7 protein-coding genes and 1 tRNA gene are annotated in these 13442 nt (G+C 66.2%); 3 read left to right on the top strand and 5 right to left on the bottom strand.

The window, feature by feature from the left end:
- Position 1: 1 nt before the first annotated feature.
- The 4 genes from CH268_RS14325 to CH268_RS14310 form a co-directional block, all read right to left on the bottom strand.
- Positions 2-355, bottom strand: coding sequence for a DUF3817 domain-containing protein (locus tag CH268_RS14325; RefSeq protein WP_094664733.1), 354 nt, complete (start codon positions 353-355; stop codon positions 2-4).
- On the bottom strand, positions 352-753 hold the full coding sequence (locus CH268_RS14320; protein WP_094664789.1) for a transcriptional regulator: 402 nt from the start codon (positions 751-753) through the stop codon (positions 352-354). Before CH268_RS14320 ends, CH268_RS14325 begins: the two co-directional genes overlap by 4 nt.
- Before the next feature lie 89 nt (positions 754-842).
- Positions 843-1502, bottom strand: coding sequence for a maleylpyruvate isomerase family mycothiol-dependent enzyme (locus CH268_RS14315; protein WP_094644405.1), 660 nt, complete (start codon positions 1500-1502; stop codon positions 843-845).
- A 71-nt stretch (positions 1503-1573) separates the two neighbouring features.
- Positions 1574-1655 (bottom strand) — tRNA-Leu (locus CH268_RS14310).
- Positions 1656-1738: 83 nt separating this feature from the next.
- On the opposite strand from CH268_RS14310, the gene CH268_RS14305 reads away from it, so the two are divergent.
- Positions 1739-2500 (top strand): TetR/AcrR family transcriptional regulator, encoded by a 762-nt coding sequence (locus CH268_RS14305; protein ID WP_094664731.1) that lies wholly within the window; start codon positions 1739-1741, stop codon positions 2498-2500.
- A 10-nt stretch (positions 2501-2510) separates the two neighbouring features.
- On the opposite strand, the gene CH268_RS14300 is transcribed toward CH268_RS14305, so the two are convergent.
- Positions 2511-3242 carry a hypothetical protein gene (locus tag CH268_RS14300; RefSeq protein ID WP_141215150.1) on the bottom strand — a complete coding sequence of 244 codons (732 nt, stop codon included), beginning with the start codon at positions 3240-3242 and terminating at the stop codon, positions 2511-2513.
- A 433-nt stretch (positions 3243-3675) separates the two neighbouring features.
- Between CH268_RS14300 and CH268_RS14295 the strand changes: the two genes are divergently transcribed.
- Together CH268_RS14295 and acpS are read left to right on the top strand one after the other, a co-directional pair.
- Positions 3676-12975 (top strand): type I polyketide synthase, encoded by a 9300-nt coding sequence (locus tag CH268_RS14295; protein ID WP_094664727.1) that lies wholly within the window; start codon positions 3676-3678, stop codon positions 12973-12975.
- Positions 12975-13367 (top strand): holo-ACP synthase AcpS, encoded by a 393-nt coding sequence (gene acpS, locus CH268_RS14290; RefSeq protein WP_008715184.1) that lies wholly within the window; start codon positions 12975-12977, stop codon positions 13365-13367. Before CH268_RS14295 ends, acpS begins: the two co-directional genes overlap by 1 nt.
- Positions 13368-13442 lie beyond the last annotated feature (75 nt).

The following is a 13442-nucleotide window of genomic DNA, read 5'->3' as shown; positions in this document are numbered from 1 at the left end:
GTCAGACGCCGAAGTCGGCCTTGACCTGCTCGGTGCGCTTGTGTTCGACGTAGAACGACAGGAACGGAACAGTTCCGGCGAGCAGGGTGCCGATGGTCCGACCGGCCGGCCACCGCACCTTGATCGCAAGGTCGATCGTCAGGATCAGGTATACGAGGTAGACCCAACCGTGCACTACCGCAATCCAGTTGGGCACATTCTCGACCTTGAAAATGTACTTCGCGACCATTTCGGTCACGAGGACGAGCAACCAGATACCGGTGACGTAGGCGAGCACGCGATAGCGCAGCAGCGCCGACGCGATCTTCCGAGTCTTGTTGGTGGACGCCTTGGTCTTGTCCGGTGCCGAACTCACGTGGTGCTCCTGTCGGTCCCGCGGGATTCGTTCAGCTCCGCGAGGTAGCTGTTGTACTCCAAAAGTTGCCTGGCCTCGGGGTCGTCCAGATCGCCGACGTCGGGGTCTGCCGCGCGGCGCTGGGGGAGCAGATCGAGAGGGACCTCGGTCGGTCCGTCGGGCTGCCCGGCGTCGGGCTGGTCCTGGTCCTCGTCTTCGAGGCGGACGAACTTGCGGTAGGCGTAGACGACGAACGCCGCGAACAAGGGCCACTGGAACGCGTAGCCGAGGTTCTGGCCGTTACCGCCGACCGCCTCGAAGCGTTCCCACTGCCACCAGCCGAGACCGAGACACACCGCCGCGGACACGATCACCAGCGCAATGAGCGCGGGTCGACGCTTCGGGCGGGATGAGGTCACCACTCGACGGTACCGGAGCGACTACTACCGAAGGTAGTCACATCGGGTGGTCGGCCGGTGATTCTCACCATGGACGAGCCGGGTGCGACTTACGACCGACGACGGTTCGCCCGTGCTTCGGCAAGTTGCTCGGCCCCCGGGCCGGTGATGTCGGCGAGAGCGCTGCTGCGCCCCGTCAGCACCAACGCCAGGGTGCCCGCCGATCCTTCGACGACAGGGCCCTCGCCCCGACTCCAGTCCAGATCGGTTGCGCGCCACTGCAGTCGAAGATCGGGTCCTTTGAACGGTGCCGCACCGCTTTCCGGCACCAGGAAGTCGAGCATCGTAACCATGCGATGCTCGGGAACGTGGTGCTCGATTCCCAGCGGCCTGCACACATCGAGCCCGTGCACGATGACGTCGGACAACGGGGCCAGCGGACCGTGGCCCGGCGGGGTGAACTTCTTGTCTGCGTGAGCTGTCAGGAGCGCGGGTAACTCGTCGCCGTGCTTGCGCTTCGTTCGCTGGGTCATCATCTGATTGGCCCGGTCGAAGTTCCCTCGAGTGCGCACCATGGCGAGTCCGAACTGCCAGAGCGGGACGATCAGGGGCACCACGAGATGGGCGGCGACGTCGCGGACCGTCCAGGCGTCGCACAGCGATGGGGTGTCCCACTGTTCGGGTGTCAGGGTGTCGAAAGTGCGTGCGAGAGAGCGTCGTTCGTCGGAAGTTTCGGCGAAGATCGCGTCGTCATCGAGATCGCTGGACATGCGAGCCACCTTCACACGTTGGAACCTGTAGACCTGGGAGTCTCGAGAAAAGCCGGGTCGAACGACCGTTGTGCGCGAGGGGGGACTTGAACCCCCACGTCCTGAGACACTGGAACCTAAATCCAGCGCGTCTGCCAATTCCGCCACTCGCGCGTGCCGGTGAAGTCTACAACCGATGCTGCTGTGCGTGCGACGCGGTTCTTCGAGCCACGTCGACGTCCGATTAGGCTCGCCGGGTGGTGAAGAAGGAGAACTCGTTCGATCCGGCGCGCATCCTCGAACTGCTGTGGCGGGTCGACGCGAAACCTAGCCGAACCGGCCTGAGCGTCGACGCGATCGTCGACGCGGCAATCGAGATGGCCGATGCGAACGGGTTGGAGTCGGTGTCGATGCGCAATGTGGCCGAGCATCTGGGGGTCGGTGCGATGTCGCTGTACACCCACGTGCCGGGGCGTCAAGAGTTGACGGACCTGATGATCGATCGGTCTCTGGCAGATCTGTACGCACACGTCGACGAGCCGGCATCGGTTTCCGGAGGGTGGCGGCCCGCGTTGCGATTCGTTGCCGAGCGCAATTGGCAACTCTATCAACGACATTCGTGGCTGCTCGACGCCGTCGGTGCGCGTCCGGTGCTCGGTCCGCACACCAACGACAAGTACGAGGCAGAGCTGCGCACCCTCGTCGGTACCGGGCTCGGTGACGTCGAGATCGATTCGGTGTTGACACTGGTTCTCACTCACGTGGCGGGGACCGCGAGGGCCTCGGCCGCTGTCGATCGGGTGAAGAAGCAGTCGGGAATGTCCGACGCTCAGTGGTGGGCAGCCACTGCACCCGTCATCGAGCGGGTGATGACGCGCGAGCGTTTTCCGGTGTCGTCCCGCATCGGGACGGCCGCGGCGACGTCGTACGACGCCGCCAGCGACCCCGTGCATGCCTATCGTTTCGGTGTGGAGTGCATCCTCGATGGCGTCGAGGTGATGATCTCGCAGAGGTTGTGATCTCCCAGAGTCAGCCCGCCGATCGGAGCTCAGCCTCGGAATGACGCTGCGGCGGTCTGCGCAGCTTGTGCTGGTAACGCCAGAGCGCGTGCTCGAGCGAGGCGAGATCGACGTGGAGTGCGTCCGCTACGGCGTCGAGAATCACGGGGGAGCGCTCCTCGGCGATGTCGGCGGCGAGGTCTCGATGGAGTGGTTCGAGAGCGTCGGCAACGAACGCGGTCAGATGTGCGGTCGCCTTGTCGGTGCGTACGCCCAGATGCATGAGCATGCACTCCCAGGTGGTCTCGCCGAGGCCAGGGATCGCGCGGAACGCATCGAAATGTTCCGTCGTGTGCTGCTCGAAATCGGTCGAACGGCTCAACCCCGACGCGATCAGCGTCTGCGCTGCCACAGCGGCTGCCGCCGCCTTGGTTCGGCTGTTTCCCGGAACGAGCTGACGGTTGCACAGGATCTGCACGAGCTGATCCGGATCCGAAGTCAGTTCTGCAAGGGTTGTCAAGTCGTCGAGTCGGTTATCGCCGCGGTGTGACCGCCACCGTGCGATGACCGCTCGCACCCCACTGGTCGGTCCTCCGTAAGGAGCGCGCGCGGAGAAGATCGCGTCGAGCAGCGCCGCCTCGGATTCGCCGCGCCACCCCGGTGTCCAGTGCGGCGAATTCGATTGCGAGGCAAACGATTCGATGCGCGACAGCATTGCTTCGAGCTCGCCCGTCGTGCAAGTGTCCGTAACCGATGAATACATGAATTCCCCCCGGAGTTCGTCGACCGCCCTATCGGATGCGGTTCGTAGGAGAAAGCTAGACGACCCCACCGACAGGTCACCGGACGCTCAAGGAGTGCTCGAGATCACATCACAAAAAGATAACGAAAAATGCGAGGGTTCCCTCATGTTTCGCCGTCGCCGCCGAGTCTCCCGCCAGGGTCGATGCGGGTTACTCGCGAGTTGGGTAAACAAAAAGTAAAGGCGCTTGCGCGGACGTACTCGCTGGTAGCACTCGGACGTCCGAGCAAACCTGAGGATTTCCTCATGATTTTGTGTCAACCTGGAGCAGCGCGAAGGAGACCTGTCGACGAAGACAGGCTCACGCTTTGCCCTGTTGCCCACGACGCACCACGGCAGTCATCACAGCGAACGCCTCGACCCCCCGAGGCGTCCACGAGAGGAATCTTCAGCCTTGACGATCAACGAGAGCACACCATCACACGGACGCGGCTCGCGAAGCACAGGCAACGCAGGCAAAGCCCCTAGAAGCAGTGGCGGCTCTCGGACTCTGGCAGATCGATTCGCCGCGGGCGAGCCGTACGCCCTGGCGTTCGGTGGTCAGGGTGCGCCCTGGCTGAGTTCGCTCGAAGAGCTCGCGCGCGATTCCGCACTCGAGCCCGAACTGACCGATCTCGTCAACGAGGCCGCAGCAGTGCTCGCGCCCGTGTCCGACGAGCTGCTGGTCGTCCGCTCGGTCGGCTTCGACCCGATCGGTTGGATGCTCGAGCAGGACCTCGCCGACGACGACACCGCCGGCTCCTACGGGCCCTCCGAAGCGGCACTGACCTCGGCTGCGGTGTCTCTGCCGGGCGTCTTCCTCACTCAGGTCGCCGCGTTGCGCGCGCTGAAGCTGCAGGGCCTCGACCCCGCCCAGACCCCGCCGGTCAAGGTGGTCGGACACTCGCAGGGCCTCATCGCCGCCGAGTCCGTCGCCGCGGACGGCGCACAGGACGCCAATTTCCTGGCCATTGCGCAGTTGGTCGGTGCGGCTGCCGGACTCGTCGGACGTCGCCGCGGCATCATCGGTGCCGGTGACCGTGCGCCGATGGTCTCGGTCGGCAACGTCGAGCCCGAACGTCTGCAGGCGATCGTCGACGAGCTGGAGATACCGGGAGCACCCGAACGCTCCGCTGCTCTGGCCATCCGCAACGGTCGTCGCCGCGTCGTGCTGTCCGGCCCGCCGGCTCAGTTGGCTCGCGTGCAAGAGAAGTGCGAGCAGATCGCGGCTCGGGAAGAACGAGAGCGCGATGCCAAGAAGCGCGGCGGCGCGGTGTTCGCACCCGTCTTCGAGCAGCTCCCGGTCGAGATCGGCTTCCATCACCCCGCATTGAACGACGCCGTGGAGCTCGTCGACGCCTGGGCGCAGCGTTGCGGTCTCGACGCAGCCCTGGCCCGCGAACTGGCGCAGAAGATCCTCGTCGATTCCGTGGACTGGGTCGACGCCATCGACGGTGTCGTCGAGGCCGGCGCGGACTGGATCCTCGACCTCGGACCCGGTGACCTCCTCACCCGCATGACCACCCCCGCGCTGCGTGGACAGGGCGTCGGCATCATCGCGGCATCCTCGCGCGGCGGCCACCGAAATCTGCTCACTCCAGGAGCCGCACCCGAGGTGCAGCCGGCATGGTCGGCATTCGCACCCAAGCCCGTGACGCTCCCCGACGGCCGCGTCGTCGTCGAGACGTCCTTCACCAAGATGACCGGACGTTCGCCGATCCTGCTCGCCGGCATGACGCCGACGACGGTCGACGCGAAGATCGTCGCGGCCGCAGCCAACGCAGGCCACTGGGCCGAGCTCGCCGGTGGCGGACAGGTCACCGAGGACATCTTCACCGACCGCGTCGCCGAGCTCTCCACGTTGCTCGAGCCCGGCCGCGCCATCCAGTTCAACTCGCTCTTCCTCGACCCGTACCTGTGGAAGCTGCAGCTCGGCGGTCGCCGCATCGTGCAGCGTGCCCGTGCAGCGGGTGCGGCCATCGACGGCGTCGTCGTCACAGCAGGCATCCCCGAACTGGACGAGGCAGTGGCTCTCATAGAGGAGCTCTCCGAGGCCGGCATCAGCTACGTCTCGTTCAAGCCGGGTACCGTCGCGCAGATTCGCGCCGTGATCCGCATCGCCAACGAGGTTCCGTCCTACCAGGTCAACGTCCATATCGAGGGTGGCCGCGCAGGCGGACACCACTCGTGGGAAGACCTCGACGACCTGCTGCTGACCACCTATGCCGAGCTCCGCTCGCGCCCCAACCTGGTGATCTGCGTCGGCGGCGGTATCGGAACACCCGAGCGGGCCGCGGACTACCTGACCGGAACCTGGTCTGCCGTGCACGGATACCCGAAGATGCCTCTCGACGGCATCCTCGTCGGTACCGCTGCGATGGCAACTCTGGAAGCCACGACGGCTCCCGAGGTCAAGCAGCTTCTCGTCGACACGCCGGGAACTCCCGACTGGGTCGGGGCCGGAACCGCCAACGGCGGAATGGCCTCCGGCCGCAGCCAGCTCGGTGCCGACATCCACGAGATCGACAACGCGGCATCGCGTTGCGGTCGGCTGCTCGACGAGGTCGCCGGCAACGCCGACGCCGTGGCCGAGCGCCGCGACGAGATCATCGCCGCACTCGACGGCACCGCCAAGCCGTTCTTCGGCGACGTCGCCGAGATGACCTACCAGCAGTGGCTGAGCCGCTACCTGGATCTGGCCATCGGAACGGACTCACGCAGCGAATTCGACTGTGGCGGCGAGTTCACCGATGCGGTGACCGAGGCCCGTGAATCGGTGTGGCTCGACGTCACCTGGCGCACGCGCTTCCTCGAAATGCTGCAGCGCGCCGAGGCACGCTTGCACCCGGTCGATCGTGGCCCCATCCCCACCCTGTTCGCCGACGCCGAGGTACTCGAGCGTCCCCGCGCAGCACTGAAGTCGCTGCTTGCTCAGTTCCCCGACGCCGGTGACGTGATTCTGCACCCGGCCGACATCACCTTCTTCACCTCGCTGTGCCGCATGCCCGGCAAGCCCGTCAACTTCGTTCCCGTCGTCGACGGTGACGTGCGCCGCTGGTGGCGCAGTGACTCGCTGTGGCAGGCACACGACGCTCGCTACTCGGCCGATCAGGTCTGCATCATCCCCGGAACCGTTGCCGTCGCAGGTATCACTCGCGTCGACGAGCCGGTGGGCGAACTGCTGAACCGCTTCGAGAAGGCCACCGCGGACCAGCTTCTCGCCGAGGGTGTCGAGCCGGCGGCCATCGCCAGCCGACGCCACGCCGAGATCGCACCGGGACTGCTGGGCATCGTGCTGGCAGCTCCCGACGTCACCTGGGCCTCGCGCATGACGCAGAACCCCGTTGCACGCCTGGGAGATCCGGCCGACTGGACCGTCGACTCCGATACGGTCGCCTCGCATCCGCAGACCGGCTCCACGTTGACCGTGCTCGACACCGAGCACGTCGAACTGCTGGTCCCGCTCGCCCCGGGCAAGGAAGTACGCATCCGTCTGACGGTGCCCGCCTCCACCATCGACGGCGGCGCTCCCGTCGTCACCGCACAGGATGCTCAGCAGGCCATGTCGGCACTGCTCGGAGTTGCTGCCGGCCAGGAGCTTCCGGCCGTCAAAGGCGGCGTCGCGCGGCTGAACATCGCGTGGGTTCCCGATCTGATCGCCGACCACGCCGGCGTCACCGGATCCGGACTGCCCGACACACTGACCGTCAGCGGAAAAGCTGTTCCCGACGTTCTCGTCGGTGCCTGCTGGCCCGCCGTCTTCGCCGTCCTCGGTGCGACCCGTAACGCCGAGGGCATCGACGTCATCGAGGGCATGCTCGACCTGGTTCACCTCGATCACAGCGTCAACCTCGTCGGTGAATTGCCCACCGACACTTCGATTCTCGTGGTCAAGGCCGCAGCAGGAGAGGTGCTCGATACCGACCTCGGTCGCGTCGTCGAGGTCACCGTCGAGATCGGTGCCATGCTCGGTGAGGGTCTCGACGCCCCGGCCGTCGCAACTCTGGTGGAGCGCTTCGCCATTCGTGGACGCACCGGCAAGGGCGAGTTGGTGGATCCGGCTCGCGCCGGCGGTTCGCTGAGCGCCGATGCCAAGGACACCCCGCGCCGTCGCCGTCGCCAGGCCACCATCGTGGCCCCGCGCAACATGGCCGCATTCGCGCAGGTCTCGGGCGACCACAACCCGATTCACACCTCCGATGCCGCGGCGTTGCTCGCCGGCCTCGGTAGCCCGATCGTGCACGGCATGTGGCTCTCGGCTGCGGCGCAGCAGACCGTCACCGCAGTCGACCACGAGGACACCAAGACTCCTCCGCGTCGTCTCACTGCCTGGACTGCTCGTTTCCTCGGAATGGTCCGTCCCGGAGCGGAGATCGACGTTCGCGTCGACCGCACCGGATTCGACCAGGGTGCCGAACTGGTCGAGGTGTCCTGCCGAGTCGGCGGCGAACTGGTCATGGTCGCCACCGCACGCACCGCCGCGCCGAAGACCGTCTACGCGTTCCCCGGCCAGGGCATCCAGCGCCCGGGTATGGGACTGGACGCACGCGCTCGCTCCAAGGCCGCGCGTGAGATCTGGGAGCGAGCCGACAAGCACACCCGCAGCGCGCTCGGCTTCTCCATTCTCGCTGTCGTGCGCGACAATCCGACGTCGCTCAAGGCCCGCGGGGTCACGCACAAGCATCCCGACGGTGTGCTGCACCTGACGCAGTTCACCCAGGTTGCGATGGCCGTTCTCGGTGTCGCACAGGTTGCCGAACTGCGCGAATCCGGAGCGTTCGTGGAGAATTCGATTCTCGCCGGCCACTCGGTGGGTGAGTACAACGCTCTGGCAGCCGTTGCCGGTGTGCTCCCGCTCGAGGCCGTTCTCGAGGTCGTCTTCCAGCGTGGCTCGGCCATGCACGCACTCGTTCCCCGTGACGAGAACGGCCGCAGTGACTACCGTATGGCTGCCATCCGCCCGTCCCAGATCGGCCTGGCCGACGAGGACGTGCAGGGCTTCGTCGCCGGTGTCGCAGAAGAGTCCGGTGAGTTCCTCGAGATCGTCAACCTCAACTTGCGTGGCTCGCAGTACGCCATCGCAGGCACCGTTGCCGGCCTCGGTGAGCTCGAGAAGAAGATCGCCATCCGCCGGGCAGAGTTCGGCGGCAAGGCCGCCTACATCATGGTTCCGGGCATCGACGTGCCGTTCCACTCGACGGTTCTGCGCGGTGGAGTCGACGATTTCCGTAGCCGCCTCGAGACCCTGCTGCCCGAGCAGCTCGATCCCGCGATCCTGGTCGGTCGCTACATTCCGAACCTGGTGCCCAAGCCGTTCTCGCTCGACCGGGCCTTCGTTCAGGAAATCGCCGACCTCGTACCGTCCGAGCCGCTGAACACCGTTCTCGCAGAGTTCGATTCGTGGGCCGCACGGCCGAGCGATCTGTGCCGCGTGATTCTGACCGAGCTGCTGGCATGGCAGTTCGCCAGCCCGGTCCGGTGGATCGAGACTCAGGATCTGCTCTTCGCAGACGAGTCCGACGGCGGTATGGGCGTCGAGCGTTTCGTCGAGATCGGGCTCGGTGCAACACCCACCGTGGCCAACCTCGCGTCGCAGACTCTCAAGCTGCCCGGCCGCTTCGGCCACCCGGTCGAGGTGCTCAACCTCGAACGCGAAGCCGCGATCGTCTACGGCACCGATACCGACCCGGCTCCGGCCGACGAGGACGAGGCAACACCCGCTCCCGAAACCGCTGCTCCGGCAGCCGCAGCTGCTCCGGCTGCAGCACCCGCTCCGGCAGCTGCACCGTCGGGCGGACCGCGCCCCGACGACATCGCGTTCGTCGCCGCCGACGCGACGAAGATTCTCATCGGACTGTGGACCAAACTGCAGCTCGATCAGATCGGGCCCGCCGACACCATCGAGGCACTGTGCGACGGCGTCTCCTCACGTCGTAACCAGCTGCTCGTCGACCTCGGCTCCGAGCTCTCGCTCGGTGCCATCGACGGCGCAGCCGACGCCGACATGGGTGCGCTCTCGGGCACGGTGAACAAGCTGGCTCGTACGTACAAGCCCTTCGGTCCGGTGCTCAGCGACTCCATCAACGATCACCTCCGCAAGGTCTTCGGCCCCTCGGGACGACGCCCGGCCTCCATCGCCGACCGCGTCAAGAAGACCTGGGAACTGGGCGACGGCTGGGCGCACCACGTCACCGCCGAGGTCGCTCTCGGTACCCGTGACGGTGCCTCGGTCCGCGGCGGTGCACTCGGTGGCCTGGCCGACGGCGCTCTCGCCGACGGCACTGCTGTCGACAACGTCATCGACGCCGCGGTTGCTTCGGTTGCCGCTCGTCGCGGAATCGCAGTGTCCATGCCTCAGGCAGGTGGCGGGGCCGGCGGAACCGTCGACGCTGCTGCTCTGGGCGAGTTCACCGAGCACATCACCGGTCGCGACGGCGTTCTCGCCTCCGCAGCCCGGTTGGTGCTCGAACAGCTCGGCCTGGCGGACGCACCCAACGCGCTGCTGGCCGAGAACCCCGATGCTGCTCTGGTGGAGCTGGTTTCGGCCGAGCTCGGCTCCGACTGGCCTCGCCTCGTCGCTCCCGCGTTCGACGCCAAGCGCGCAGTGCTGATCGACGACCGGTGGGCCACCGCCCGTGAGGATCTGGCTCGGTTGTGGCTCGGTACCGCAGGTGACGTGGCCGTCGAGTCCTTCGCCGGTGCAGGCAATGCCGTTGCAGCTCAAGCACAGTGGTGGAAGGCCAAGGCCGACTACGAGAACAAGACCGTGCTCGCCGAGACCTTCGGACGCATCGCAGACATCGCGGTCGCATCCGAGGACAAGGGGCAGTGGGCCGACGACGTCGCAGTCGTCACCGGTGGCAGCAAGGGATCCATCGCCGCGGCCGTGACCGCTCAGCTGTTGGCCGGAGGAGCGACTGTCTTCGTCACCACCTCCAGGCTCGACGACGAGCGCCTGGGCTTCTACCGCTCGCTCTACCGCGACAACGCACGCAACGGAGCGTCGCTGTGGGTGGTTCCGGCCAACATCGCGTCGTACACCGACGTCGATGCACTCATCGAGTGGATCGGCAGCGACTACATCGACACTGCCGGTGGCGCAAAGACATTGGTCAAGGCCGCAACCACGCCGACGATGTTGTTCCCGTTCGCCGCACCTCGGGTCATGGGCGAGATGTCCGACGCCGGAGCTCGCGCCGAAATGGAGATGCGCGTTTTGCTCTGGTCGGTCGAGCGTCTGATCACCGGACTGTCGAAGGTCGGCTACGACAACGACATCGACACTCATCTGCACGTGGTGCTTCCCGGATCGCCGAACCGCGGAATGTTCGGTGGCGACGGTGCCTACGGCGAGTCGAAGGCCGCACTCGATGCAGTCGTCGCGAAGTGGGGCTCGGAGAAGAACTGGGCCGAGCGGGTCTCCATCGCACACGCTCACATCGGGTGGGTTCGCGGAACCGGCCTGATGGGCGGCAACGATCCCATCGTCGAGGCCGTCGAAGCCGAAGGTGTCCGTACCTGGTCGACCGAGGAGATGGCGACCGAGCTGCTGCGGCTGTGCACCTTCGACGCACGTCGTCGGGCCGCGCAGGAGCCCATCGTCGCCGATCTGACGGGCGGCTTGGCCAACACCAAGCTCAACCTCGTCGAGCTTGCTCGCGACGCTGCCGCTGCTGCGGCCGAGAAAACCGAAGAGGCCGTGGACAGTTCGGTCATCGCCGCGCTGCCTGCACCTCCGCGGCTAGCCCCGACGACCGCTCCGGCGTGGCCGACCCTCGATGTCGATCCGAAGGACCTGATCGTCATCGTCGGTGCGGGTGAGCTCGGGCCCTACGGTTCGGCGCGTACTCGCTTCGAGATGGAGGTCGACGAGCAGCTCTCTGCCGCAGGCGTTCTCGAACTCGCGTGGAACACCGGCCTGATTGCCTGGGAGAACGATCCCAAGCCGGGCTGGTACGACATCGAGTCCGGTGACCTCGTTCCCGAGGAGGACATCGCCGACAAGTACCACGACATCGTGGTCGAGAAGTGCGGTATCCGCACGTACGGCGACGACGGCGCAATGGTCGGTAACACCGCTCCGCTGATGACCTCGATCTTCCTCGACAACGACCTCACGTTCGTCGTCGGAACCGAGATCGACGCACGGTCGTTCGCGGCTGCCGATCCCGAGCACACGCTGATCACACCGGTTCCCGATTCGAGCGACTGGCAGGTCACTCGCAAGGCGGGCACCGAGATTCGCGTTCCGCGCAAGATGAAGCTCACCCGTACCGTGGGTGGTCAGATTCCGACCGGATTCGATCCCACCAAGTGGGGCATCTCGCCCGACATGGCGAGTTCGGTGGATCGTGTTGCCCTGTGGAACATCGTCACTACGGTCGACGCCTTCATCTCCTCGGGCTTCAACCCGTCGGAACTGATGCGCTGGGTGCATCCGACGCTGGTCGCCAACACTCAGGGCACCGGCATGGGCGGCATGGAGTCCATGCGCTCGCTGTACATCGACACCCTGCTCGGCGATGCTCGTGCGAACGACATCCTGCAGGAGGCTCTGCCGAACGTCGTTGCTGCACACGTGGTTCAGTCGTACATCGGTAGCTACGGCGCGATGGTTCACCCCGTCGCCGCCTGCGCCACCGCGGCCGTCTCGGTCGAGGAGGGCGTCGACAAGATCAAGCTGGGCAAGGCGCAGCTCGTAGTCGCCGGCGGATTCGACGACCTGAGCACCGAAGGCATCATCGGCTTCGGCGACATGTCGGCCACCGCGGACTCGGCAGCGATGTCCGCCAAGGGAATCAGCGATCGACGCTTCTCCCGGGCAAACGACCGCAGGCGCGGAGGATTCGTCGAATCGCACGGCGGCGGAACGATTCTGCTCGCTCGCGGCGATCTGGCACTCGAGATGGGCCTGCCCGTCCTCGGAGTGGTGGCCTACGCACAGTCGTACGGCGACGGAGTGCACACGTCGATCCCGGCTCCGGGACTCGGCGCACTCAGCGCCGGTCGCGGCGGCAGGGATTCGGCACTGGCGCTCTCGCTCAACGCACTCGGCGTCAGCGCAGACGACGTGGCCGTGATCTCCAAGCACGACACCTCGACTGCAGCCAACGACCCCAACGAGGCCGAGTTGCACACCCGCCTGGCCAAGGCCATCGGTCGTTCGGACGGCGCTCCGCTGTTCGTTGTCTCGCAGAAGTCCCTCACCGGGCACTCGAAGGGCGGAGCGGCTGCCTGGCAGCTGATCGGCCTGTGCCAGGTGTTGGCCAACGGCGTCATCCCGCCGAACCGCAGCCTCGACTGCGTCGACGACAAGATGACCGGTTTCGAGCACTTGGTGTGGGCTCGTGAGCCGCTGCGCTTCGGTGACTCGGTTCCGCTGAAGGCGGGTCTGCTCACCTCGCTCGGCTTCGGGCACGTGTCCGGACTCATCGCGCTGGTGCACCCGCAGGCATTCCTCGAGGCCGTTCCGGCCGAGCGGCGTGCGGAGTACATCGCGAAGGCGAACGAGCGTCGTATCGCCGGTCAGCGCAGGCTGATCTCCGCGATGGTGGGTGGCGACTCCCTCTACGAGCGGCCCGACGATCGACGACTGGGACATGACGGGACGCCGGCCAAGGCGTCACGCGAACTGGAGGCCAACGTGTTGCTCAACGAGTCCGCTCGCCTCGGCGAGGACGACGTCTACTCCTCCGGTCTGCCGGGTGCCATCTGATGGCAATCCTGGGAGTGGGTTTCGACCTGGTGACGGTGTCCGACTTCGCCGAGCAGATGGAAAAGGTCGGCACGACGATGATTCGCGACAGCTTCACCGCGGGTGAACGTCGGCACGCGGCGACCAAGAGCTCCGACCCGACGCGGCACTACGCAGCACGGTGGGCCGCCAAGGAAGCAGTTCTGAAAGCTTGGGCGACATCACGTTTCGCACGGCCGCCGCAGATCGGCGACAATCCGTACCCGTTGATCGAGGTCGTCAACGATGCGTGGGGCCGACCGTCCATCAAGCTGCACGGCATGGCACAGGAGTTTCTGCCGACGGTCAAGATTCACCTGTCGCTGACGCACGACGGCGATATCGCCGCCGCGGTGGCGATCCTGGAGGAGTAACTCCGCGCTGAACGACGACAAAGGCCCGTCCGATCCACGAGATCGGGCGGGCCTTTCGTGTGGCTGAAGCGGGCG

Origin of the sequence: Rhodococcus sp. 06-1460-1B, from assembly GCF_002258475.1 — a bacterium.
Lineage (GTDB): Bacteria > Actinomycetota > Actinomycetes > Mycobacteriales > Mycobacteriaceae > Rhodococcoides > Rhodococcoides fascians.
Note: the sequence above shows the minus strand (reverse complement) of the source record. Positions and strands in the feature narration are given on the sequence as shown.

Bases quoted from the DNA above. Each gene is read 5' to 3' on its own strand.
- CH268_RS14315 (WP_094644405.1), bottom strand. From the start codon at position 1,502: ATGTCCAGCGATCTCGATGACGACGCGATCTTCGCCGAAACTTCCGAC.
- CH268_RS14300 (WP_141215150.1), bottom strand. From the start codon at position 3,242: ATGTATTCATCGGTTACGGACACTTGCACGACGGGCGAGCTCGAAGCA.
- acpS (WP_008715184.1), top strand. From the start codon at position 12,975: ATGGCAATCCTGGGAGTGGGTTTCGACCTGGTGACGGTGTCCGACTTC.